The following is a 25,541-nucleotide window of genomic DNA, read 5'->3' on the forward strand; positions in this document are numbered from 1 at the left end:
TTTACATTAATTCTGAAAATATTGAATTTTTAATTTAACTGTAGTTCCTTCTCCAACTTTACTCTCTAGTGAAATATAGCATTCCTGATCATAGAAATAGGCAAGCCTTTTCTTTACATTACCAAAGCCTATGTGATTTTGGAAAAATGTAGTATCACCCTCGTTTATTCTTCTGACAGTTTCCGGATCAATACCAGTTCCATTATCCTCTATTTTTATAAAAAGATAGTCTTCCTTCACCCATGTTTGGATTGAGATATGGCAATCTCCAATCTTATCCTCAAGTCCATGAGAAATTGAATTTTCTACAATGGGTTGTATCAATAGAGGAAGCATAAGGCAGGAAAGGCTTTTTTGGTCACTCTCGATTATCAGGTTGAACTTGTCTGAAAACCGTTTATTCTGAATATCAACATAGCACTGAACAATAGAGAGATGCCATTCCAGAGTTTTTAGTTTATTTGAAAAATCGAAGGTATTACGGAGTAATTTTGTAAGGTTGGTTATCAGCTCTGCAACATCATCAGGACTGCTGTAATAAACCATTCCTCTGAGAGTCGCCAATATATTATATATAAAATGGGGTTTAATCTGAGCCTGAAGACTGGAGATCTGGGCCTGATGCATAAGACGTTCACTCTCAAGATTCTCTTCATTAAGATTTTTAAACCGTCGAACCAGGAGATTAAATTCAGTTTCAAGCTCATGGAGATCATTTCTTTTACGAAGATCTAATTGAACATTGAGATCCCCTTTCCCCACTATCTTCATAGCATTAATCAGCTTATTAATAGGTTTCTGTAAATTTGATGAAAAAAATGATGCAATGAGAATGGAGATAAGCATACTCAAGAGAAGAAGGATAAAACTCATTTTCCCAAGCTCTCTGTTCAATAGCTTGAAATAGGAGTTTTTAATATCATAATTGAAGGTGAATTTATCCTGAATGAGAGGGACCTCAAAATGATAGTTATAATCCTGTTCAGAGGGTCTTTGATAGATCTGCCCCTCCTCAAACTGATTAGAATTGCTATATTGAATATAGTTGTTCTGATCTGTTAAATTGATATTACCCTGGCTGGGATTGGCCTGATTGAGCAGGGCTGTAATCCTGCTTGTATACACATCTAAAATGATATAGGCAATTAGTTTTCCCTCTGGTGAAAATACCTTTGTAGCAACTGAGAGGCATGTATATTCTCCATTAATTCCTCTATAACGACTGGCAAAGAAAAAGTTATTCCGCTGCTCGTCCTTGGTCATGTTGTATAGAATTCCCCAATTCCTGTACAGATAGATATTAGGAATATAACCGGAGGAAATCCTTCTAGAAATATCTATTCCGATTATATGGATTTCTTCAAAACCTTTATTAAAAAGGATATAATCATTAATCGTCTGTTCAATCAGGGATCTGGCTTCTAGATCTGTTTCCTTCTGAAGAAAGAAATCCTGAATTCCTTTATTTTTTGCAAGATCTTGTAATAATGAACTGTAGTCTCCCATCATTACTTCAATACTATTGCCTGTCTTTATGGCCCATTCTTTTTCTTTCTTATAAATGTAATTATTAGAAATGGATTCAAAAAGACGATCAAAAACAATAATAAATGTACATAAAACAAGTAATGAAGTCAGAAAATAGACTGTTAGCAGTTTTATAAAATATCGGTGTGTAAAAAAAAAGATCTTTACTTTTTCAAAAGTATTCATCTTAGAAAGTCTTATCCCGATTATTTATAAAATTCTCACCCTCTTTCCGGTATTGTGCAGGAGTCATAAAAGAGAGCTTTTTGAAAACCCTGGTGAAATATTTATAATCACTATATCCTGCTAATAGAGAAACCTCTTCAATTGTTTTGTTTGTACTACTCAATATTTGCTGACTCACTCGAATACGGTAAAGATTTACAAATTCCTTAAAACGCATATCAACTTTTCTGACAAAGAGTTTACTTAAATAACTGGGACTGATATTCAAAGAATTCGCCATATCCTCTAAACTAAAGGCATTTTTATAATGATTTTCTATATATTCATAGGCGTGTTTAAGGTATGGGTCATTTCTTAATCGTACTTGAATACTCTCATCCTCACTCTTTGAGGATGAGAGATCCTCTGTCTGTAATTTAAGCAGAGCATTTTGTAGATCATTCTTATCTAGGGGTTTCAGAAGATAGTCAGCAACCTGGAACTTGATCGCTTTTAAAGCATATTCGAAATCACTATACCCAGAGATTAGAATATAATTCATATTTCGAACCTGACTTAAAGAATCAATAAGAGTCAGTCCATCCATTCCAGGCATTTTAATATCAGAGATTAATAGATCTGCACTCTCTTGAAGAACCATTTTCTGTGCTTCTATTCCATTTGAGGCTAGCCCGACGATTTCACAATTATATTCAGACCAATCTATAAGACCTGCCAGTTCATGCAGAATAAAATATTCATCATCGGCCAATACGACTTTCAGCAAGGATACTCACTCCTTAATTTTTGGAGTATTCATAGATTATACCATAGCCATGCTCTCGGATTGTGCTACGAAAATCCTTATTGTAATGAGTACAGAATACCCTATTCCGCAGATCAGGTGTAAATATACTGTCAAGCATTTGTAAAGTACCATGAGAGGGATGCAGTCCTTTTCCACTCATGGTGTCCTGGTATATCCTGTCAATCTCGCCTTCTTTGAATTGAAATATAACTTTCTCAGGGATGGTTGCAGAATCACCACTAATATAAAAAGTTGATTTTTCGTATGTAAACGAGTAAGAAAAACACTTCATCAATGGAGTATGATCCACTTCATATACTTCGACCTCTAATTTCCCCTTTTTTCCAATATGATTCCAGCTAGGGTAATAATCATATTCATTATCTGGAATACCCATCAACAGAAGAAGATCCTTGACTGTTGTAAGTGGAAATACGATGGAGCACTTTATTTTCATAATATTTAAACAATAGGACACAAGCATAGGAAGACTGCCGGCATGATCTGCATGAAGATGGGTTACAAAGATAGTCACAGTTTGAGTATTCTTGAAGTCATCAAGCTGTATTACATTCTGAAAAGATGTAAAACCACAGTCTATCAGATAGAAATTGTCTTCAATAGTAAAATACGCATTTGTGTTGTTCATTTGGGGGTTATATCCACTCCCGCAACCTAAAAATTTCAGATTTATCATTTATTTAATCCCTGAACTTACAAAACTATTAATAAATTGTTTCTGATAGATTAAAAAAGCTAAAAGAAGGGGAAGTATAATAATAAAGGTAGCCGCAGTTACATTAGACCACTGCATTACAGCTTCTTTTGACTTTGCAAAGATTGCCAGACCGACTGTAAGAGGTCTGTTCTCTACTGAGTTTGTAACTATCATTGGCCAAAGATAATTGTTCCAGTGATAACTGATAGAAACAAGCCCAAATGAGACATAGGCAGGTTTTGCACAAGGGACATAGACTCCCCATATGGTCTGCATCGTGTTACATCCATCAATCATGGATGCATCTTTGAGAGCTTTTGGGATTGTCTTGAAACTCTGTCGTAATAAGAGGATTCCAAAGGCACTGCAATAAAAGGGAAGCATAATAGCCAATTTGGTATCAACTAAGTTAAAAAAAGACATGGTGGAGTAGTTGGGCATTATAAGAACATCATTGGGAATAATGATCTGAACAAAAATCAAAAAGAACACAAGTTTTTCCAAACGGAAATTTAATACTCCAAGAGCATATGCCGCAAGGGTAACTGTTAAAAACTGCATACCATAAGTACCGATGACAATCATTATGGTATTGATATAATAACGACCAAAAGGGGCAGCTGTAAGGACATATTTTATATTTCCCAGAGTCAGGGCACTTTGGGGATAGAGTGTCATCAGATAGGTCGGTTCGGTAAAAGCTGTGACCACCAGCCAAATAAGGGGAATCAGCCACAATAGGGCGAAAAGACCCGCACAAGTAAAAAGCAAAACTGTTCTAGTTTTCATATTTCTTCCTTTTTATGCTAAAATTAGAACTTCAAAACGCGTTTAAATCATTTTGGTTTAGTTGTAATGGATTCGTTTATCTGCAGCAAAGAACTGAATAGATGCAGCACAGAGCATGATGACCAGCATAATGACTGTAAGGGTAGACGCCAGGCCCTGGTCAAAGTAGTTAAAACCATTCTGATATATATAATAAAGCAGAGTTGTACTGGAATTATTCGGTTGTCCCTCTGTCATCATTGCAATATGATCTACCAATTTAAATGAATCTGTAAGGGCTATAGTCGCCACAAAGATCGTCGTCGGCATAAGTAGGGGTATGGTCATTCCAAAGAAGATTCTAACTTTATTAGCTCCATCAATACGTGCCGCTTCATACATCTGGGGTGATATGCTCTGTAAGCCGGATAGGAAAAAAATCATTAAGAATCCTGCTTCTTTCCAGTTGTAAACAACAGAAAGTGCAGGGAGGACAGCGTTCGATTCCTGTAAGTATATCTGTCCGGACAAACCGAAACTTTTATAAAGCTGATCCAATAATCCGGCATCAGGCATATAGATAAACATCCATATACTTGATACAGCGATCATTGGCATAACAACAGGAGAGAAAAATGAAACCCTTAAAAAACCGGTCATTTTACTCTTAAGATTAAGCAGCATTGCCAAAGAAAGACCGATAATCATGCTGGGAATCACTGTTAAAAAAGCAAAGAAAAAAGTATTACCCATAATTTTCCAGAATAATGGGTCTGAAAAAAGATACTTGTAATTCGCAAATCCTAAAAATAATGGTTCCTTCATACCCAATTGCATATCCATAAAACTCATGTAGATACTTTTCAGAATAGGAAAGATTGTAAACAGAAACAGAAAGATCAGAGATGGTAATAATAAAAGCAGAGCGAGAAGATCATTTTCCAATCTTTTTGAAATACGAATCATGATTTACCTCATTGTAAATTGTTAAAAAATCCAGTTTTACTGTAACCAAGAGTGCTCCTTTTATAGAACACCCTTGTTCAGAACTTAAAAATGAATCTTCAGATTACTGAAATCGTGCCAAGGCTCTTGTACCTTCTCTCTGAGCTTTATCCAAAGCTTCCTGAGGAGTTAAGTCGCCGATGATGGCAGCCTGGTAGTTATCATTGAAGATTCTCCACATTTTTGATGCATCATAGGTTGTCAGCTCAGGTTTAGCATATTTCAGCTGATCTTTAGCTACCATGGCCTGGGGTAGATTAGCATAGTAATTTTTCATGATAGAAGTTTCAAAAGATGAAATCCTAGGGGCTACATATCCTGTATCAACATTCCATTGAGCCAGTCTTTCTGGGGATGTTGCAAAGCGGATAAATTTCCATGCAGCGTTCTGTTTCTCTTCAGAAACACCCTTGCTGATATAGAAGTTTCCTCCACCTGTAGGAGCTCCATATCTCTTGTTTCCGGGCATAAAACCTGTACCAAATTCAAAGTCTGCATTTTTTGATATGTTGGTAAGATTTCCTGTTGTATGGTAAATGATACCATATTTTCCTTCCAGGAAAGCACCGGGTAAGTCAGTCCATTGAACAATTCCCTTAGGCATTACTTCATGTTTCTGCTGTAAATCAATCTGATACTGGAGGGCTTCAACATTCTCAGGAGTATTGAAGAAAACTTTCTTACCGTCATCGGACATAAGGTTTTCACCATTAACACTATTCTCCAGACAGAATCCTGTAAATTGCCACTGTGCAGAACCATCCTGCTGTGCTAAGCCAACACCCCATCTAACAACATTCCCATCACTGTCTTTTTTAGTCAATTTTTTTGAGAATGCAAGCAGCTCATCCCAGTTTTTGGGGGGTGCTTCAGGATCCAAGCCAACTTCTTTAAAGGCATCTTTATTATAATAGATGATCTGAGTACTTCTCTGAAAAGGAATACTCCAGATTTTTCCATCCACGAATGAATCTTCCATAAATCCAGGTAGGAAGTCATTTATATACTCATCCCCACCATCCGCAGCAATCATATCATCAAGAGCAATAACTGAGTCGGTAGAGGTTAATGAAAATCGCTGTGTAGCTAAACTTAGAAAGAGTTCAGGTGGGTTTTTACCCTGAATCGCTGTCTGAATTTTAACAACGGTATCATTATAGTTCCCTGTGTAGATTGGCTTTACAATAATCCCTGGATTAACTTTGGTAAAATCCTCACAGATCTTTTCAACCAATTTTGTGAGAGGTCCACCGACCTGTACAGGATAAAACATATTTAGTGTCATTACTTCAGAACTTTTCTCATTACTGCCGGTATTTCCACCTGTGTCTGTCTGTTCTGTATCCCCATTAGCCCAAATAGTTCCAAAGCATAGAAGCGATAAAACTAATACTAGTAGAACCTTTTTCTTCGTGAATAACATAATTCCTACTCCTTTATTTATCTTCTAAAGATAAAAAAATTATAGGAGCCAAATATCAATCTCACAACTAACAGAACGGATCAGAATGTGTAAAAAACAGCACTTCTAGATTCTTCTTGTTTTAGCTAGAATTAGTAATTCTTGGAGTGGAACTGTATATCAGAGGAAAGAATTTGAAGTTTCTAATCGATTTCCATATATAAAAATATAGGTACTTAATAATACTTACCCCTTGGGTATCGATAAATCCAATATCCGTTTTGTGATCCACGGAGACCTTCCCAAAAGCATGGAAGGCTATTATCAGGAGACAGGAAGAGCCGGACGTGACGGCCTGGAATCTCACTGTCTCCTCCTCTACTCTGCAGGAGACCTGGTCAAACAGCAATATTTTATCAATCAGATAGATGATCCTGAAGAAAAGCAGAAAGCAAAGGACAACCTGAGCCGTATGGCACGTTTCGGATCGGTCAATGTATGCCGGCGGAAACAGGTCCTGGAATACTTTGATGAGCCCGCTGCCGACGACTGCGGCTTCTGCGATATATGTACAGGAGAAATGGAGAAGATCAATGCCTCTGTGGATGCCCAGAAAATACTCTCTGCCGTCATGAGAACAGAAGAACGTTTCGGCCTGACCCATGTGATTGATGTCGTTCAGGGAGCGGATACAGAAAAAATCCGCCGCATGGGACATGATCAGATAAAGACCTATGGAGTAGGTAAAGATAAGAGTAAAAATTGGTGGCGGGGTATAATTGAAGAGCTTCTCAGCCAGGAAGGCGTCCTCCAGGACAGTGAAGCATATAATGCGCTGAAGATTACCGAAAAGGGCCGCCGTGTTCTTTTCGGCAGAGAATCCTTCTACATTCTGAAGCGTGAGGATAAACTGCCTCCCCCTCCATCAGCGGAAGAGGACTTATTTGCCAAGAGCGGTAAATATGACGAGACTCTTTTTGATCTTCTTAAAAATGTCCGTATGAAACTGGCCAAAAAGAAAGGTGTTCCACCCTATGTTATTTTCTCAGATAAGACCCTGCGGGAGATGAGCGCCCTGAAGCCTGTGGACAACACTGCTTTCCTGAGGGTATCCGGTGTTGGTGAGACCAAGCTGGAACAGTATGGGCCGTTTTTTATTCCTGAGATTAAAGCGTTTCTGGGGTATTAAAATCAGATAATTAAATCTTTTCAGACCAGAAATAAATTGATTTTCATCTATTGAGGCACAATAAACGTCTATAATAAAAGACATATATAAAAGTCTTTTTAAACATATTCAGCCGTTTATAATGGATATAAGAAGGAAATCATATGATATTTGATTCATTTTACCTCAATTATATTTTCCTGGCCATTCTCCTTCTATTCTCTTTCTTTTTTTCAGGTTCAGAGACAGCATTTTTCTCCTTGAATCGCCTGGAACGGAATTCCCTCAAAGAGAATAAGTCAATAAAAAAGAAAGCTATTCTTTCCTTCCTTCTTGAAAATCAGGAACAACTCCTTATTACAATACTTACAGGGAATATGGTAGTGAATATATTTGCATCAAGTATCGGAAGTATTATCGGTGATCGATTATTCAGAGGAAAATCTGAGATATATTCGATTATTGGGATGACATTATTGCTTTTGATTTTTGGAGAACTCACTCCTAAAAGGATTGCTGTAAATCACTCCAGGAGCTTTTCAAACCTGACTGCCAAGCCTTTGTACTATCTTCATCTATTCTTAACTCCTGTCCGGTCTGTTCTGAATCATATCAGTACCTGGTTTTTAAATCTATTTCCAAAAGACATGAGAATAGAAAATGAAAAAAAACACAGCTTAGTTCTAACCACAGCAGAAATGGGATATAAGCAGTCTATTTTAATACACTCTGAATACAGACTTTTTAAGTCATATCTGGCATTCACAGGAAAGCCTGCCTATAGTGTTATGACACAGCGAAAGGTTCTTAATACCATATCAAGTGATTTGAATATCGGAGAGGTTCTGGACATCATTGCAGAAGACAAAAAATATATAATGAACCTATCGATCATACTCCGGAACAATGACAGCGATCATCTATCTGGATGGATTCCCATACCCCGGCTTCTGGAATGCAAATTTGAGCAATCTCATCTTAATGAAAGTATAAAAACATTATCCAGGGACTTTCATATTGTACCTAAATCGAAGGATCTACCCACACTGATCCTAGAAATGAGGGAAGACAACTCAGAATTAGCCCTACTGGTAGATGAATTTGGAGGAACCGCAGGAGTTATCTGGTTTAAAAATATAATCGAAGACGTTTTAAGAGTTTTTTACAACCCCATTCAGGAAACACAAAATGACAACAATCAGGGAACAACGGTTATCCCCGCCTCTATGCCTATTGAAGACTTCGAAGAATACTTTGGTGTGGAGATTGATTTTGATGTTGAGACAATCGCAGGATTGTTTCTTGAATTATTTGGCGATATTCCCGAATCGGGAGATGAGGTACTGTTTCATGATCTACATATAATAGTACTGGAGATGGACAAAAACACTATCAAAAACCTGAAGATTGAAAAAAGGTACCGACCATGATTCTGATTATAGAGATTTCCTGTTTGATTATTGCTTCTTTCTTCGCAGGAATGGAAACGGGTTTACTGTCAGCAGATAAACTTAAAATATACTCCAATAAAGAACTGGGTAAGATCTGGGCAAATTCTGCCCATTTTCTGTTAAAAAAGCCTGAAAGACTCCTTGCAACCACACTGATCGGTACTAATGTTGCTGTTGTCACCAGTGCTGTTGTTTTATCAAATTATCTAAGAAACCAATACTCTCTGACCGTAGCCATCAGCGGCAGTATGGTATTAACCATTGTCTACCTCCTTTTCTCCGAAATAATACCTAAAACCTTCTTTAGAAGAAATGCTGATACCATCACAGTACGATTGGCAGTGACAATGCATTTATTCTTCTACATATTTCTCCCGATTTCATTCTTGTTGAATCTAATTGTTAAAATACTGATGATACTGATGAAACAAAAAAACACAGGAGAAAAAATACCCCGGTCCAGAGATGATTTCAGGCTTCTTATGCATTTAAGCAGTAAGGAATCAGGTTTAGGGAATGATGATTTTAGGATTATTGATGAAATACTGGATTTTGGACTTACCCTTGCCTCAGAAGCTATGATTCCGTTGCATAAGCAATCTATATATCATATAGACACAAACCCTTTGGAGTTAATACGAGCCGCTGGTCAATCTAATCAGCGATACTTCCCATGCTATAAAAATCGAACCGATAATATTGTCGGATACATTGACATTGAAGATTTATTTAAATCCGGAGACCTGTCTTTAAAACAGATTTTATTAAAGCCGGTTTTTTTCCCCGAAGTCAAGAAGCTTCCGGAACTGCTCTATTCCATGGTTCAAGAGAACCTTGATGTGGTCTTTCTCTGTGATGAATATGGAGGGATTTCGGGTATTGTCACCCATCAGCAAATTGCTTCGGAAATTCTCGGAATGATACCAGGAAATATTAACACCATCAAAGAGGATGTCCGATCTCTGGATAAGAATACTTTTATTGCTCCCGGAAATACTGACCTGGAATATCTCTCTCACATAATTAATCAAAGAATTAAAAAAGAAAACAATGAAACCCTTGGTGGTTATCTCTGCGAAAAGCTGGGAAGTATCCCTGATTCCGGCACGGAATACAATGAAAATCAGATTAGATTTACAGTTCTGGAGGCAGATCAACTAACAATAAGAAGTGTTCGTATTGAACTGATACCGACTCTGCATGAATAATAAAAAGAGGCTTTTTTTATTCATTATTTATAACTTGCATTCACTTGTTTGAGACTATAATTACTATCTGGAGACCAAAAAAATGAGTATTCATATAAATCGTTTCGAAAATCGCTTTTATCCTGACTCAAAGAGAGTCATCGCACGCTTTTTTGTCGCCGGAGGGGATGAACGGAGTCGACTGCTCATTCAGAAGATTCTGAATATGAATGAAGTGGATACAAAGTATAAACTTAGAAGAATTTTATCTACCTATGGAAACAGACACAGAAATATTACATCCATATTTGAAAAACACTTCTCAAATATCATCCATTTTCTTCAGGATCTTGGAATTGATGAGAATTCTCTTACCCGGGAAAAGAAGCTGTTAATAGGTTCCTATTTCACACATGAATATTCAATAGAATCAGCTGCTTTTTTTAATCCGTCCATAATGGAAGCTCCCAATCAGGATCATCTGGAAGAAGGACAGAAAAGAATAATTGTAAGCTTCAGGGCAACAGGAGAAGGACATATCTCATCCATAGTTTTCAGAAGTGGAATCATTGACAGTAAGAATAAGCTGACCTTTAGAAACAAAAATGATTTAGTTGAAATGCCGGATGTCATCAAGATGAGAGAATATAATAAAGAACAATATATACATAAATTGGATGAACTGAATATCCATAAAGATATTGTTGATCAGATAATGAACCGTTTGAATGATAACTTTACATTTGGAGATCTTCAACGCAGTATTCATGAAAGTGTAAAAGACATGGAAGTCTCTCTTTCTAAAAAGAATGTCATTAAATCTCTTATATGGCTCGCCGATGCACATTATGACATCACTTTTTCAGAAGATACGACAATATCAGAAAGAGTGATTTTTCCAGTGTCTGATTCTGAACGGAATGGTATTGAGGATGCACGGTTTGTAAGATTCACAGATGATGATGGGCAGGTAACTTATTATGCGACATTTACTGCTTATAACGGATTTGCGATTCTCCCAAAAATACTTGAAACAAAAGACTTTTATCATTTCACCATAAGGCCCCTTCATGGTCAATCGGCCCAGAATAAGGGAATGGCCCTCTTCCCCAGGAAAATAAGAGGTCAGTATGTGATGGTCTCCAGAATTGATGGATTCTGTAACTATATGATGTATTCGGAGAATTTATTGACCTGGCAGGAAAACATCAAAATGGAAGAACCCAAATACCCCTGGGAATTTGTACAGATAGGAAATTGCGGCTCTCCTATCGAAACTGAGAAAGGATGGTTATTGGTAACTCATGGAGTTGGAGCCATGAGAGAATATTGCCTGGGCTTAACCCTGCTGGACCTGGAACATCCTGAAAAAGTGATATGCCAATATGAACATCCGATTCTCATCCCCAACGATGAAGAACGGGAAGGATATGTACCGAATGTCGTTTATTCCTGCGGATCCATGGTCCATAATAATGAACTGATTATTCCCTACGGGATGTCTGATTCCGCCTCATCCTTTGCCTCTCTTCATTTGGATGAGGTTCTGAAGGTGATGACAAGTAATGCCTGATATCTATTAGATCAACGAGCCAGAACGAAGGCCCTGCCTGTCAAACAGAAATCTCATAACAGGACATTACAGTCAAATGAGAGATCAGATAGGCCAGAGTACTCTCGGCACCCTGATTTCTGTTGACTCCATGGATTTTCAAACCGTCATTACAACCTTTGGTTTCAAAGTCATAAAGAGGAATCCTTAAGTCATTCTCACCAAGAAACCAGAGAAAGGAATCGAACATTTTTTGAAGATGTCTCTTATCCCTTGTGACCATATAAGCCTGATGAAACATCAGGACAATGGACATGGCATCCAGGGGCTGCTGATCAAAATCAGAACATTCCTCCCCATTGGTATACCAATTTTCACTACCCACAAGGCTAAGAGAACTTTCCTTAAAAACCACATTTTCCAGGAACTGAAGGCTTTCCAATGCAATACTCAATGTCTCTACATCAGAAGTGATTTCATAAGAATGCAGCAGAGCGTATGGAATGATTCCATTATCATAGGATAAACTTTGTTCAAACCAGTGCCAGTCACCCTTATTATGATCACCGTAACGGGGCAGAATTTTAGATGTAAGTAGTTTCAGTGTCCGCAGCATACCCTCATCTCCAGGATATCGATGAAGCCAGTGACAGACACCAAGAATAGTGTTTGCAATACCTCTAAGAGAGCTTAATGCATCAAATTGGGAATAGGAATTCAAAAAGAGCTCTCTGGCCAGTTCTGAATATGAATCACTCGGCAGTGATCTGACTAAAAAACCCAATGCCCAAATGGTCCGTCCGAATGAATCTTCAGAACCCTTCTCATCAAGATATTGTCTGTCGTACCCTAGAAAATTTCTTATGGTTCCATCATCATTCTGCATATACTGAATAAAGCTCAGATAATAAGACATCAACCTTAATACTTCCGGATCTTTAAATTGCTGGTATGCCATGGATGCCATTAAAAGAGCCCGGGAATTATCATCGACACAGTATCCATCGTTCCACTTTGGAATATTATATTTGGCATGCTGTAAGATCCCTGATGTATCTGTCATTCTACTAACATGATCCATACTGAATTGAGGTAAGAGGAGGGGCTTGATAACCCACTCCTTCTCATGATGATCCTCTATATATGATTTTCTGGCTTCATCAGCCTGAACGAGATATTGCCTTCCTATTTCAGGCCAACTCGTTTTTTTCCCGTATTCAAAGGCATTGTTTCTATAGGATTGCAGCTTTTCAGGGTTGTCAAGTAAATCAATCAGAATCTTTGCTAAGCCTTTGGAATCATTGAAATCAAATAGTATTCCTCTATCTTTAGTTAGAAGTTCTTTAGCATGCCAGTATGGCGTTGATATAACTGCCGCTCCTGCCCCCACAGCATAAGAAAGAGTACCACTGGTGATTTGTGCCTCATTCAGATAAGGAGTGACATAAAGATCCGTTGCCGCTAAATAACCCAATAATTCATCAGTATCAACAAAACGGTCATCAAAATAAACATTATCAAGGAGGCCAAGTTCATTTACAAGGAGTTTCAGATAATTCCTGTACTCCTCTCCAGAGTGACGAACGACAGCAGGATGAGTCTTGCCCAGAACGATATACAATAGATCCGGGTGTTTCTTTACAACTTCCGGGAGGGCTTTAATGACTGTTTCCAGCCCCTTATTCCGGCTTAATAATCCAAAAGTTATAAGAGTTTTTCTCCCCAATACATTAAATCGCTCTTTCTCTTCCTGATTATGTGTGAAGTCATACACGGGTACACCATGGGGAATGACAGCAATTTTATCTTTTGAAATACCATAACCTTCTTCAAGGATTTCTATTGCCAGGCTGTTCATCACAACAATTTTTGAGGCCTTCTTCCCTATTTCAACGATGATATTCCTTTCATTGTAAGATGGATTTTTTAATACCGTATGGAAGATCACAATCAGGGGAATTGTCAGCCTATGAATTAGAGGTAGGATGTAAACACCGCTGTTTCCACCATAAATACCAAACTCATGCTGAAGAACACACACATCCGCATTACTGAAGTTTATGAATTCCACCGCTTTAATATAATCTTTTGGAATATTCTGATTAATAGTTTTTGCTACAATATCCTGGTACTCATATTCTTGATCCTGATCATTCATGGCTATAACGTAAGCCTCGATATTCTCAGAGCCCTCTGCATTGTTATCAAGAAGTGATTGAATGAAATCCTTGGTAAATGTAGCTATCCCACATTCTCTGGGAGGATAATTCCCTATACAGGCTATTTTCATAAATCCATCCTTATAAACAAATAAACTATAATTATAGTTTATTTGTGGTATAAAAATATTTTCTATTTCATAAAACCTGAAAAAATTCACAGAATAGTAATATTGAAAAATCAGCAGTTTTTGGAAAGAACTGTCGAAACCTATTCAAAGGATAAAAAAGACAAGATGAGTCATATGGGCCGTTGCACATTCCACGGATCAAAGAAATTTCAAGGTACTATTCAACTGTTTATAAATTCTGTAAGCTCAAGAGTATAACCTTTCCCATCACTTATTTACTGCTTTGTCATTTTATCAGAGTTGTAAATAAAGAGTCTCCTGACATCATCAGCAAACAATCTTATAGCCACTTCTTTTTTTTAAAATATAGAACGAGAACTGAAGAAATAGAAAGTAGAATAGCCCAAAGATATAAATATCCGAATTTCATTCCCAATTCTGGTATAAAGTCAAAATTGGTACCATATATCCCGGTAATTAAGGTCATAGGTAGAAAGATTACCGAAACTATCGCCATAAGCTTCATTATTTCATTCAGTTTATTATTCAGCATAACTGTATATGTATCCATTTCAGAGGAGAGAATATCTTTATAGATATCAATAGTTTCAGATAACTGAATAACACTTGAGTACAGATCAGAGATATAGGGTTTTGTTGATTTTTGAATACTCTGATTTTCCGTTTCAAACAATCTTTTTATCATTTCTCTGACAGGGTTTATTGTTTTCCTGAGGTATAACAACTCCCGATTAAGAATATTTGCTGCCAGGATAGTCTGTTTCCCTGGTGTCTCTCTGAATTCCAGACAGAGCGTTTCAATTTGTTCTGCCAAATTCTGGACCACCGAAATATACTGATCCACAAGGCAGTCCATATGGGAGTACAGAAGATAATCAGCCGTTTTCCCCCTTACTTTACCGAATTTTTGATCCAGCCTTTCATGGATAGTCTTAAAATGATCTAACTTTGTTTCCTGAAATGTTATGAGACAGTTCTCTAATAAAAGAAAACTCACCTGCTCAGAGTTCGTCTGTATTGAGTCTTCAGGAGATTCAAGGCTTTTCATTGATAAAAATAGCCCTTCATCCCATATAGAGATTTTAGGTCTTAAACCTGTGTTCATTAGATCTGCAATGACAAGGGATGGGATATCATACTTTAGCTTCATATCACTTAAAAAGTTAACATCAGAAAGTCCATGAACACTAAGCCAGTTAATTTTATCTGGCTTTAAGCTGATCTCCGAAAAGTTACTCAGCTCATCAAACCTTTCAATATTATTTACATCAAAAGATATCCATGTAACATATGGTGTTTCATTCGATTTGTTTCCGATATAAACAGCTTCTCCAGGCTTTTTGCCAAAAGATACATTTCTCTTTTTATAAAATCGTGCCATATAATTACCTCAAGAATAATGATAAACTGTTTTTACTGACAAAGGTAGAATCAAATCAATGTTTTGCAGGAGTGATACGAGTTGGAAAATTTTATTATTCCATGGGGAGAGATATCTCCAAATAGAAAAGAAATATCAATTTCTCTAAATCAGAATAATAGAATTAAAATCCTGAGAGATGGAGAAATTCTCTCCATTGATATAAGCATTGAAAATAAAAATAGCGAGTCTAAGCGTTATATTGTAGGTAAAGAACAACCAGTCTATCTGGAACCGGCATTACCTGAACTTCCTATAGTTGTGAAACCTATTGATGAATTATCAATCATTCCCGGGAACAAATTGGAAGTTCATTTGGAAATCCCTCTGATGATAGCTGTGACCTTCGGATCCCCGGGAAAAAGAACGACTCTTTGGGAGCATCCTTTTACTCCCTTGTCCCAAAGTTTCTTTGGAAATCCAGATAGTGGTGAACTTTGTTATTCTGTAGTGAGTTCTCTTTCAAAAAAATCTTTAGATTCTGAATCAAAACACAAGATGGCGCTCTGTCCTTTGACAATAATAAATAAATCAAATCAGATCCTCAATTTTGAGAGAATGATCTTGAGAGGCCCCTTTTTAACACTATATTTTGGCGCTGATCATATCTTTACAAGCCCTGTAACTATCAGCTTTAAAGGAGCTGAACAGACCAGTCAGGTTATTATAAAAAAGAAACCACAAGAGGAAATCCCACCAATGAGGATCGCCTCAGATCCCAGGAAAAAAGAAGAAAAAAGTGTACTTAAAAAGAGTTTTTTCTTTTTAAAAACGCTTTATAATGGGTAGGGAAAATGCAGAATATTAAAGACTTCTTGCACCGTGACATCTTCGGAACTATTGATATTGAAAAAATAATTGTTGTTCTTCTGATCTTTTTTGCCGGTCTTTTTACCATAAGACTGATAAAATTTTCTCTCAATAGATCTTTTCAGAAGAATGCCAATCAACAGACTAGAATGCTTATTTCAAAAGTAGTGGAATACATAGGTTTTTCTATTCTACTTATGATAATTCTTGCAGAGCTTGGAATAAAACTCTCTACTCTTCTGGGTGCAGCTGGTATTCTGGGTATTGCAGTAGGTGTTGCCTCGCAGAAAAGTTTGGGGAATATAATCAGTGGAATCTTTCTGGTAACAGAAAAAAGCTTTGAAATTGGAGATGTTGTTAAGGTAGGAGATAAAGTCGGAGTAGTATATTCCATCGATCTGTTATCAATAATGCTGAAAACATTTGATAACCTGCTCATCCGTATACCTAATGAAACACTTATCTCAACAGATATAACGAACATTACCAGATTTCCTATTAGAAGACTGGATATTCAAATCCTTGTAGCCTATAAGGAAAATCTTCAGCATGTAATAGAGACCTTGAAAGCAATTGCTACTGAAAATACATTGTGTCTTGATGAACCTGAACCTTTTCTGATGATAAAAGAATTTGCAGACTCCGGTATCCAGATACACTTTGGTATATGGTTTGAAAAAAGTCGTTATGTTGACACTAAAAATACGATGATGATGGATATTCATAATCGTTTCAAAGAAGAGAGAATTGAGATTCCCTACACTCATATTACAATTGTGAATCCTCTTTAATTTTTTTTATTTCTTCAACAATATCTATATACACATCATCCTCAAATCACTATATTTTCCTCACTTTTATATTTGAGGTGAAGTATGTTAGACACGATCCGGATTGCAGGTATGATTCTGCTGCTAAGAATTGGTCAGGATACTCTGTTTCTGGCAAAAATAGATGCATTCAGCCGGGGAAATAAATACTATTCCCTTTCAATAAACTTTTTTGAAGCCATGTATGGAATAACTGTAATCAAGATAATCCTCAATTTAATGCAGACCAATCCCATGTATGTTGTAATCTATGGTTCAGGCTCAATTCTCGGCGGTTTATTAAGTAGTGCCATAAAAAAGAAGCTGGATAAAAAACTTATTGGTCAGCGTCAATATTATGCCAGAATATCACTTGAAAACGATATTGATAGAAGCGAACTAATCAGAACCCTCTCAAATCACAATTACGACTTCACCATGTCTACCAGAGAATATATAAATGGGAAGACAAAACTAATTATTGAAGGCTCCATTGAAGACAGATCTAGAATGGTGGAGCTGAAAGAGATACTTCGGGGACGCCCGGGTAAACATGTAACTTTTCTTCGTGCTGATGAAATTTACTTATTAGAATAATCTATAATAAAAGAGAAATCATATTAATAGAAAAGTTGGGGATTACTCACTTGAAGAAAGATTTTTCAGACCTTACTGCAATTGGTTGGAGAGAATGGGTATCCTTCCCTGATTGGAAGATTGATTATATTAAAGTCAAAGTTGATACAGGTGCCAGAACATCTTCCTTACATGTAGGTGAATTGGAATATTTTGAGCAGAATACAGAGCAATGGGTCAGTTTCTATGTGTATCCCTGGCAGGAATCTTCTATGGATAAGGTGAGAATTTCTGCCCCGGTGACTTCTTTCAAATATGTTAAGAGTTCTTCAGGATGTCAGGAACGAAGACCTGTCATTCTGGCAACTCTGGAACTTGCCGGACAAAAAGTAAAAACAGAAATGACCCTTAGCAACAGATCTACGATGGGTTTTCGGATGCTTTTGGGGAGAATTTCTATGAGAAAAAACTTTTTTGTAATACCGGGAAAATCCTACTTGGGTGGAAAGCCAAGCTTAGAGATAAGAAAAAAAAACAGGGGTAAGATCTAATCATGCCCGATAGAGTAAAAAACTCCAGCTTTGAAATTGCTGATATGCTTGTAAAACCCGGCACAAAAGCAACAGGAGAATTACCTCTTGTAAAGTTAGTGACAGGTAATCAAATATCCATTCCTCTCTATATATTCAACGGATATGAACCGGGACCTGTGATATGGATAAGTGCAGCAATACATGGAGATGAAGTAGCCGGAGTGGAAATCATCAGGCAGGTAATCGAAAAGATAAATCCAAAGAAGCTGAGGGGTACACTGATTACAGTTCCCATAGTTAATGTGCATGGATTTTTAAATAGAGAACGATATCTCCCTGACAGGAGAGATCTAAACCGATCCTTCCCCGGTTCAGCCAAAGGCTCTCTTGCCGCAGGAATTGCGCACCTCTTTATGTCTGAGATTGTCAGCAGATGTGATATGGGTATAGACCTTCATACAGGCTCAAATAATAGAGCAAATTACCCTCAAATTCGATCAGATCTTGATAATCCTGAGTCAAAAAGGTTATGTGAGGTATTCGGTGCCCCTATTATGCTCCATTCAAAAATCCGGGATGGTTCTCTAAGAGGGGCTGCCAGTGAGAGAGGTAAAAAAGTTCTTCTTTATGAGGGAGGAGAAGCCAATCGCTTTGACTATGAAGCCATAAGATATGCCGTAAATGGCATTATGAGAATACTTGCAGATCAAGGAATGACTGATACTTTTACTGAACCTAATGAGATGCAGTCACTGGAAAGCAGAAACAGTTCCTGGCTGAGAGCAAAGAAAAGTGGAATAGCAATAATGGGCAGTGAGCTGGGAGAGTTTATCAATAAAGGGCAGACCATGGGCCTCATTCACAACTCTCTTGGAAAACAGCTGGGACGTATTATAGCCCATAGCAGTGGTTTGATAATTGGACGAAGCATGCAGCCCCTGGTAAATCAGGGAGATGCTTTATACCATATAGCGGAGGTTAATGGCGAATGAAACTGGCAATATTATCAAGGGCACCAAGATCCTATAGCACACAAAGATTAAAAATGGCAGCACTGGAGCGAGGGCACCAATGTAAAGTACTGAATACATTGAGATTCGCCATTGATTTGTCAGGAAATTCACCTGATTTACAGTTTCAAGGAAAACAACTTTCCGATTATGATGCCATTTTGCCAAGAATTGGAGCTTCCATAACCTATTTCGGGACTGCTGTTGTCAGGCAATTTGAACAGATGGATGTCTACACACCTAATACCTCTAACGGAATATCCAACTCCAGAGATAAACTTCGGGCGACTCAAATACTTTCCCGTCATGATATAGGAATTCCTGCGACGACTTTTGTCCGAGATCAGAAAGATGTTATTTCTGCCATCCAGAGAGTCGGTGGTGCTCCAGTGGTGATCAAACTGCTAGAAGGGACCCAGGGAATAGGTGTAATCCTGGCACCGGAACTAAAAGTGGCAGAAGCCATAATTGAAACATTGCAGAGTACTCAGCAGAATGTTCTTATTCAGCAGTTTATCTCTGAAAGCAAGGGGAAGGATATACGTGCTCTCGTTGTGGGAGACAGAGTGGTAGGGGCAATGAGACGAAGCGCTCAGGGTGATGAATTCAGATCTAATGTACATAGAGGTGGTTCAGTTGAAGCAATAAACCTGGACTCCCTTTATGAGCAGACTGCTGTTAGAGCTGCTCAGATCATGGGCCTCAGGGTAGCAGGTGTTGATATGCTTGAAAGTAAAGATGGCCCACTTGTAATGGAAGTAAATTCTTCTCCGGGACTGGAAGGAATTGAAAAAGCCACCGAACTGGATATAGCCGGTTCCATTATTGATTATATTGCTAACCAGGTAGACTTCCCTGAATTGGATGTACGACAACGTTTAACAATCAGCACTGGTTATGGGGTTGCTGAAATACTTGTTAAGGAAGACAGCCATATTGTAGGAAAAACTGTAGCAGAATCGGGTCTCAGGGATCAGGATATCACAGTTCTAACCCTCCACAGGGAAACAGAGGTAATCCCGAACCCGAGGGAAAACAGAATATTGGAAGCAAATGACCGATTGCTTTGCTTTGGCCGCCTTGAATCAATGCGCAGCATGATTCCCAAAAGAAAAAAGCGCAGAGAAAAAGTTAAAAAACTACCTGACAATATGGTGGCTGAAATCTAAAATTGAGCATAGTCTTGGGTTTTCATGAATTTGGAGAAATAGGAACTATATGAGAAAAATATTCTTAATCTTTTTTGTAATTCTGGGGATAATAGGTTTATTTCTGGAACAGTATAGAAACATTCCAGGGATTCTTAACTGGTTTGTTACCATAATTGATTACTCCCTTGTTTCCTATCTTCTACTGGACTTCTTTTGGGGTATGAAGTCCAGCAGTAAACCATCTTATTATATAAAAAAGAATCTCTTTTCTTTCCTTTTTATAATTATTTATTTATCCCTGTTTATTATAAACCTATTACTGAAACAGAGAAGTGATCTGTTGACTCGGGATAACAACCTGATGACAATTATCAGAAACATTCTTCTTGTACTGAAAATATTCGGCAGATTCAGAAAAGTCTCAACCTTTCTTCAATCCATCATTACCAAACCTGCCCAGACAGTTGTATTCAGTTTTATAATGGTAATTCTTATTGGATCACTGATTTTGATGATGCCTGTTATGAGTACAGGCGTTTCTCTTACGCCTTTAAATGCCCTCTTTACTGTTACATCAGCAGTTTGTGTAACTGGTCTGACTGTTATTGATACAGCAAATCAATTCACACCGATTGGAAAGATCGTTATCCTGCTTCTAATTCAGATAGGAGGCTTGGGAATAATGCTCCTATCTTTCTTTATGGTCTTCTTGTTCAAACAGAGGTTGAGTGTAAAAGATAAGAATCTTTTATCATACATGCTTAGCAGTAAAAATACTCAATCCTTAAAAAGGAGTGTATTGAGGATCATTTTCCTTACTTTTCTAATTGAAATAACAGGGGCACTACTCCTTTTCCCCATTTTCAGTAAAAGCGGTTTACCCTTTGCCAGGGCCGTATTCTTCAGCATATTTCACTCAGTATCTGCCTTTTGTAATGCCGGGTTCGCCCTTTATTCAGACAGTCTGGTGTCATTCAATAAGAATCTGATGATGAATATAATCATTACGACCCTCATTATTGCCGGAGGAATCAGCTTTGCTGTAATACTGGATATTCACAGTCTCTTTTTCAATTGGTTCAAAAAGAAGAAAGCTCCCTTATCTATTAATTCTAAAATAGTCCTCATTGTGTCTTCTATCCTTACAGTTTCGGGTACCCTCATCATCTATAAACTGGAGCATATTTCTAATCTCTATCCTGCCCCCCTATGGAACCAATACTTATCAGCTTATTTTCAGTCCGTAACACTCAGAACCGCAGGTTTTAACACAATACCCTTTGAAAAATTATCAAATGGAACTCTTTTAATTATGATGGGCTTAATGTTTATTGGCGGAGCCTCCGGAAGTACTGCAGGAGGAATAAAGGTCAATACATTGGGGGTCGTATGGGCTTATATTCGTTCTTTCAGAAGAGGGGAACAGGAGATTCTACTCTACAGACAACAGATCCCTAAAGATAATATCCTACAGGCATTTACGGTCATAGCATTTGCTGTTCTATCAATATTCATTGTCAGCTCAGTATTAGTTATCACAGAAGATGCACCACCCATTAAAATACTATTTGAAACTGTCTCAGCATTTGCAACTGTAGGATTAACTGCCGGAATAACAGGATCTCTCTCCCCAATTGGAAAGATAGGAATCATATTTCTAATGTTTTTAGGGAGACTGGGACCTTTAACCCTGTTAACAGCTTCTTCGGGCAAAGAAAAACAGAGCCGGATATCCTACCCCGAAGCTTCAATAATGATTGGTTGAAAAAAAAGAATTAAGGAAGAACCATGGATAAAACATATGCGGTCATCGGATTAGGAGTTTTTGGTAGAAAAGTCTGTGAAGTACTATCAACCAAAGGTGCGGATGTGATTGCCATAGATAATACGGCAGAACAAGTGAACCGGGTGAAAGATATTGTCAGCCAGGCTGTGCTGCTTGATTCAACGGATGAAGAATCATTATCAGAAGCGTCTCTGGATTCGGTTGATGCAGCGATTGTTGCTATTGGTGATAATATTGAAGCAAGCATACTGACAACCGCACTATTAAAACAGCTTGGCGTCCAATATATAATTGCCAGATCCGTAAATAAGATTCACTATCAGGTTTTAAAGAAGGTCGGAGCCGACGAAATCATCAACATAGAAGAGGATCAGGGGACCAGGATTGCTTTAAACCTGGTAGCTCCCTCGGTAATGGAAAAAGTTCAGTTATCAAAAGAAATAATACTCTCAGAGCTCTATCTACCCCAGGCTTTTGTGAAAAACTCAGTGAAGGAAATGGAGTTTGAAACCCGATTTAATATCAGGCTTGTTGCTATACGCAGAAGTTTGAACCAGATGGATGCTGAAGGATTGAGTCTACGTAAAGAAGTTCTACTCTTTCCTGAGGCAGATGAAAAACTGGAAGAAGGAGACATACTCATAATGGTAGGTGACGAGAGTAAACTTGAGTCTTTCCAGAAAAGCGGGAGTCAACCATGATTTTAGTCAAACGAAAGCGGCTAATAATTTCATTTCTGATGATATTGGGGTCTTTGGTTCTTTTTCTACTGATCAGCATTGATTCATTTTCTGAAGCCCCCCTCAATATAAGTATAGAGAAACAACAGGTTGTTTACTGGGGAGTCGTGACCATCCTGTTCCAGACCCTTGTTTTCCTCTCCCTGTTCATTGATCAGAGAAAACTGGTATCCGATTTGAAAAAGATTGCCAGCTATAAAGATTTGAACCATCCTCAATCTGCAAAGATTCTTGATCAGCTGGATGAGATAGGACAGGTTATCTATAGTATATTGAATGATTTCAACAAGCTTCTTGAATTGAGACTGAATCGAATAACAGCCTTCAACAAAGTTTTAAAAATTGTATGTGAAGAGTACCCTGAACCTCTCTTAATTACTGATACCATGGGGAGCATTCTGGGTATAAGCCAGAAACTCTCAGACAAGCTGAACCTGAGTATTGGAAGTGATCTTAAAATAAATGATATATTTCCTGATCTTAAACTGGCTGAAATACTGGTTTTTCTGGAAAAGAACCGGGAGATATGGAGGGGAGAGACAAACTCTGCTGAGATTTGCACTCCTATTTTTGATAAGAATGGAAATCTGAATTTATGTATATGGGAGTTTGAAGCAACTCATATATCACAGAAAATAATCAGTAATCCTGTAAACAATATTTCAAAGCGCACTCTGAATTCATTCAAGGGGTTTCTGAAAAGAAAAGGGAAATGACCCTTGGGTATTGAAATCACGTCAAAGCTGCAAAAGATTAAAGGCCGAATAAAATATCAACAGCCTCCCTGTAAGATCTGTAGACAGGATCAATAGTAACAATCTCGATGCATTCATCGATACCATGAAAGTTCCTGTTCTTAACACCGAAGCCGCAGGTGGCTTCAATACCCAGGGAAAACAGATAGTTACCGATATTGGAGGGACCGCAGACAACCCGGGGAATGTCCCGGCCTGTGATGGAGGATGCCCCTTTATGGAGAGCGGAAGCCACGACTGAGGAGGAAGGCAGCACATAAGGAGGCCAGCTCCCTTTTTCATTCACAGCCGTAGGATGGGGTGAAGGAAAACGTTCATCCACTGCAGCGGCAGCATCACATAACAGCCCTGAAGCCTTTTGGGCATCGAAGGTATTTGTCAGCCGCACATCCACCAGGATACGGCAATCATCTGGAACCACAGAGAATCCATTTCCCCCTCTCATTTTAGTAACTGTCAGTTTTGGACCGAAGGGAAAATCCTTATCCTCCAGGGCAGAGAGCTCCCGGCTGTAGAGCTCTTCAATGAGAGCAGCCCCTTTACGCAGTGCGTTTTGCTCATTGTCTCCGGCCATTCCCGTATGCCCGCTTTTACCTGAAACGACCAGCTCTACCCGGTAGAAACCCCTGGCTCCGCAGACCACTTCATCAAATCCCGGATAACCGATCATCACACCAGCCAAATCAGGATTCTCTCGAACCAGTGCTTTGACACCGCCGAAATTCCCGGTATGCTCATCCACATCGAACATGACCGCAAGCCGGCCTGATGTTAGGCTCTTCTCAAGGAACAGATCATGGAGAATATGAGAGAAGATCGCCACCCCCGCCCTTGAATCACAACTTCCTCTGCCATAGAGCCATCCCTCTTCTTCTTCCGCACTGAAAGGGTCTCGACTCCACTCTGCCGGATTGCCGATATCGGCGGTATCGCCACAGGCATTCAGACAGTAAAGAGGGCCATCACCTTCTCCAAGGATAAAGATGAAGGCACAGTTTTTCCCATTTTCATCCTTCAGGATATTTCCTTTCATCCCCCGGGAGGCATACCAGTCGGTCAGATACCTGAGCATAGGCTCTGTATCATCGATCCCTCCCTGGGTGGGAATGTGGACCATTTCTTTGATCATGTTCAGTATAGATGCGGTCTTCCCGTTCAAAAAAGAACCTCCTTCAGTGCTTCAAGAGCAACCTGGATTTCCAGTTCCTCACCCCTGGCGGTTAGAGAACTCTGATCCACATAGTCTCCAATTCCCTCTTTGACATCCCTCTCATAAAGAACCACATTATTCAAAACGGCTGCGGCTCTCACCCCCCGCAGGGAGGCCAGAGTGAAAAGTGTAGCGGTCTCCATGTCGGAACCCAGTACATTCATGCTGTTGGCCTTTTTCATTCGCTCAGCCTCATCATCGATATAGAAAGAATCATGACTGCGGGTAATTCCCACATGAAATTGAAGACTTTGTTTTCTACAGGTTTCGATAAGAGCTGACAGGAGATAATAATCGGGAGCTGCCGGATAGCCCTCTTCCGCATACATCCTGGATGCTCCATCTTCCCGGACCGTGGCTGTGGGAATGATTAAATCGCCCAGAGCAATTCCGGATCGGCTGGCACCGGCGCTGCCTATGCGGATAAAGTTCTTAGCCCCGCAGGCAATCAGTTCTTCCAGAGCAATAACCATGGAGGGACCGCCGATACCGGTAGAACAGATGGTTACGGGCATACCTTTATAGGACCCTGTAAGGGTTCTAAACTCCCGGTTGAATGCAATTTCACTCCAGGAATCAAGATACTCCGCAGCCCTGAGAACCCGGGCAGGATCTCCCGGCAGGAGAATATTTTCGGCCACATCTTTTTTGTCGCAAAGGATATGAGGTTGTTTCATTC

Annotated in this window: 23 protein-coding genes and 1 pseudogene; 14 read left to right on the plus strand and 10 right to left on the minus strand. The window is 38.6% G+C overall.

The features are described 5' to 3' along the window. Positions 1-6: 6 nt before the first annotated feature. From DV872_RS07830 to DV872_RS07855, 6 genes are all read right to left on the minus strand, one after another. Positions 7-1,713: a sensor histidine kinase gene (locus DV872_RS07830; protein ID WP_114629312.1), complete on the minus strand. Its 1,707-nt coding sequence runs from the start codon at positions 1,711-1,713 to the stop codon at positions 7-9. A 1-nt stretch (position 1,714) separates the two neighbouring features. Next, on the minus strand, positions 1,715-2,479 hold the full coding sequence (locus DV872_RS07835; protein ID WP_114629313.1) for a response regulator: 765 nt from the start codon (positions 2,477-2,479) through the stop codon (positions 1,715-1,717). 13 nt (positions 2,480-2,492) lie between these two features. Further along, the gene (locus DV872_RS07840) at positions 2,493-3,149 is read right to left on the minus strand and encodes an MBL fold metallo-hydrolase (RefSeq protein ID WP_158546881.1); all 657 of its coding nucleotides are present in this window, start codon (positions 3,147-3,149) and stop codon (positions 2,493-2,495) included. 48 nt (positions 3,150-3,197) lie between these two features. Continuing rightward, positions 3,198-4,007, minus strand: a complete 810-nt coding sequence (locus DV872_RS07845) for a carbohydrate ABC transporter permease (RefSeq protein WP_114629315.1) — start codon at positions 4,005-4,007, stop codon at positions 3,198-3,200. Positions 4,008-4,064: 57 nt separating this feature from the next. Next, entirely contained in the window at positions 4,065-4,952 is an 888-nt protein-coding gene (locus DV872_RS07850; protein WP_114629316.1) for a carbohydrate ABC transporter permease, read from the minus strand. 103 nt (positions 4,953-5,055) lie between these two features. Further along, positions 5,056-6,414: an ABC transporter substrate-binding protein gene (locus tag DV872_RS07855; protein ID WP_114629317.1), complete on the minus strand. Its 1,359-nt coding sequence runs from the start codon at positions 6,412-6,414 to the stop codon at positions 5,056-5,058. Between the two features lie 232 nt (positions 6,415-6,646). Between DV872_RS07855 and DV872_RS07860 the strand changes: the two genes are divergently transcribed. The 4 genes from DV872_RS07860 (at position 6,647) to DV872_RS07875 (ending at position 11,772) form a co-directional block, all read left to right on the plus strand. Next, positions 6,647-7,582, plus strand: coding sequence for an RQC domain-containing protein (locus DV872_RS07860; RefSeq protein WP_114629318.1), 936 nt, complete (start codon positions 6,647-6,649; stop codon positions 7,580-7,582). 143 nt (positions 7,583-7,725) lie between these two features. Then, positions 7,726-8,991, plus strand: a complete 1,266-nt coding sequence (locus tag DV872_RS07865) for a hemolysin family protein (protein WP_114629319.1) — start codon at positions 7,726-7,728, stop codon at positions 8,989-8,991. After that, positions 8,988-10,220 (plus strand): hemolysin family protein, encoded by a 1,233-nt coding sequence (locus tag DV872_RS07870; RefSeq protein ID WP_114629320.1) that lies wholly within the window; start codon positions 8,988-8,990, stop codon positions 10,218-10,220. Before DV872_RS07865 ends, DV872_RS07870 begins: the two co-directional genes overlap by 4 nt. Positions 10,221-10,302: 82 nt before the next feature. Then, complete coding sequence (locus DV872_RS07875; protein ID WP_114629321.1) at positions 10,303-11,772, plus strand: glycoside hydrolase family 130 protein; 1,470 nt, start codon at positions 10,303-10,305, stop codon at positions 11,770-11,772. 40 nt (positions 11,773-11,812) lie between these two features. Here DV872_RS07875 and DV872_RS07880 read toward each other — a convergent pair whose 3' ends face one another. Further along, the gene (locus tag DV872_RS07880) at positions 11,813-14,041 is read right to left on the minus strand and encodes a glycosyltransferase family 4 protein (protein WP_114629322.1); all 2,229 of its coding nucleotides are present in this window, start codon (positions 14,039-14,041) and stop codon (positions 11,813-11,815) included. Between the two features lie 340 nt (positions 14,042-14,381). Beyond that, a complete protein-coding gene (gene corA, locus DV872_RS07885) occupies positions 14,382-15,443 on the minus strand; it encodes a magnesium/cobalt transporter CorA (protein WP_114629323.1) in 1,062 nt (353 codons plus the stop codon). A gap of 81 nt (positions 15,444-15,524) precedes the next feature. On the opposite strand from corA, the gene DV872_RS07890 reads away from it, so the two are divergent. The 10 genes and pseudogenes from DV872_RS07890 to DV872_RS07930 all read left to right on the plus strand — a co-directional run bounded on the left by DV872_RS07890 (position 15,525) and on the right by DV872_RS07930 (position 23,613). Then, positions 15,525-16,271, plus strand: a complete 747-nt coding sequence (locus tag DV872_RS07890; protein WP_114629324.1) for a DUF432 domain-containing protein — start codon at positions 15,525-15,527, stop codon at positions 16,269-16,271. A 5-nt stretch (positions 16,272-16,276) separates the two neighbouring features. Beyond that, positions 16,277-17,083, plus strand: a complete 807-nt coding sequence (locus tag DV872_RS07895; protein WP_114629325.1) for a mechanosensitive ion channel family protein — start codon at positions 16,277-16,279, stop codon at positions 17,081-17,083. 84 nt (positions 17,084-17,167) lie between these two features. Beyond that, the gene (locus DV872_RS07900; protein ID WP_147283126.1) at positions 17,168-17,698 is read left to right on the plus strand and encodes a hypothetical protein; all 531 of its coding nucleotides are present in this window, start codon (positions 17,168-17,170) and stop codon (positions 17,696-17,698) included. 50 nt (positions 17,699-17,748) lie between these two features. Beyond that, positions 17,749-18,228: a RimK/LysX family protein gene (locus DV872_RS07905; protein ID WP_114629327.1), complete on the plus strand. Its 480-nt coding sequence runs from the start codon at positions 17,749-17,751 to the stop codon at positions 18,226-18,228. 2 nt (positions 18,229-18,230) lie between these two features. After that, positions 18,231-19,202, plus strand: a complete 972-nt coding sequence (locus DV872_RS07910) for a succinylglutamate desuccinylase/aspartoacylase family protein (RefSeq protein WP_114629328.1) — start codon at positions 18,231-18,233, stop codon at positions 19,200-19,202. Continuing rightward, positions 19,199-20,071 (plus strand): annotated as a pseudogene (locus DV872_RS07915) (RimK family alpha-L-glutamate ligase); the annotation flags it as partial. The gene DV872_RS07910 and the pseudogene DV872_RS07915, both read left to right, overlap by 4 nt. A 9-nt stretch (positions 20,072-20,080) precedes the next feature. Next, positions 20,081-20,389, plus strand: a complete 309-nt coding sequence (locus tag DV872_RS27255) for a cation:proton antiporter regulatory subunit (RefSeq protein ID WP_370446653.1) — start codon at positions 20,081-20,083, stop codon at positions 20,387-20,389. A 49-nt stretch (positions 20,390-20,438) separates the two neighbouring features. Further along, the gene (locus DV872_RS07920) at positions 20,439-22,136 is read left to right on the plus strand and encodes a TrkH family potassium uptake protein (RefSeq protein ID WP_114629330.1); all 1,698 of its coding nucleotides are present in this window, start codon (positions 20,439-20,441) and stop codon (positions 22,134-22,136) included. Positions 22,137-22,159: 23 nt separating this feature from the next. Further along, on the plus strand, positions 22,160-22,858 hold the full coding sequence (locus DV872_RS07925) for a TrkA family potassium uptake protein (RefSeq protein ID WP_114629331.1): 699 nt from the start codon (positions 22,160-22,162) through the stop codon (positions 22,856-22,858). Next, positions 22,855-23,613, plus strand: coding sequence for a hypothetical protein (locus DV872_RS07930; RefSeq protein WP_114629332.1), 759 nt, complete (start codon positions 22,855-22,857; stop codon positions 23,611-23,613). The genes DV872_RS07925 and DV872_RS07930 overlap by 4 nt, the downstream gene beginning before the upstream one ends. 37 nt (positions 23,614-23,650) lie before the next feature. On the opposite strand, the gene DV872_RS07935 is transcribed toward DV872_RS07930, so the two are convergent. Both DV872_RS07935 and DV872_RS07940 read right to left on the minus strand, forming a co-directional pair. Continuing rightward, on the minus strand, positions 23,651-24,811 hold the full coding sequence (locus DV872_RS07935; RefSeq protein WP_114629333.1) for a M20 family metallopeptidase: 1,161 nt from the start codon (positions 24,809-24,811) through the stop codon (positions 23,651-23,653). After that, positions 24,808-25,539 (minus strand): nucleoside phosphorylase, encoded by a 732-nt coding sequence (locus DV872_RS07940; protein ID WP_114629334.1) that lies wholly within the window; start codon positions 25,537-25,539, stop codon positions 24,808-24,810. The genes DV872_RS07935 and DV872_RS07940 overlap by 4 nt, the downstream gene beginning before the upstream one ends. Positions 25,540-25,541: the final 2 nt, after the last annotated feature.

The organism is Oceanispirochaeta sp. M1, assembly GCF_003346715.1.
In the GTDB taxonomy this organism is placed as follows: Bacteria; Spirochaetota; Spirochaetia; order DSM-2461; family DSM-2461; genus Oceanispirochaeta.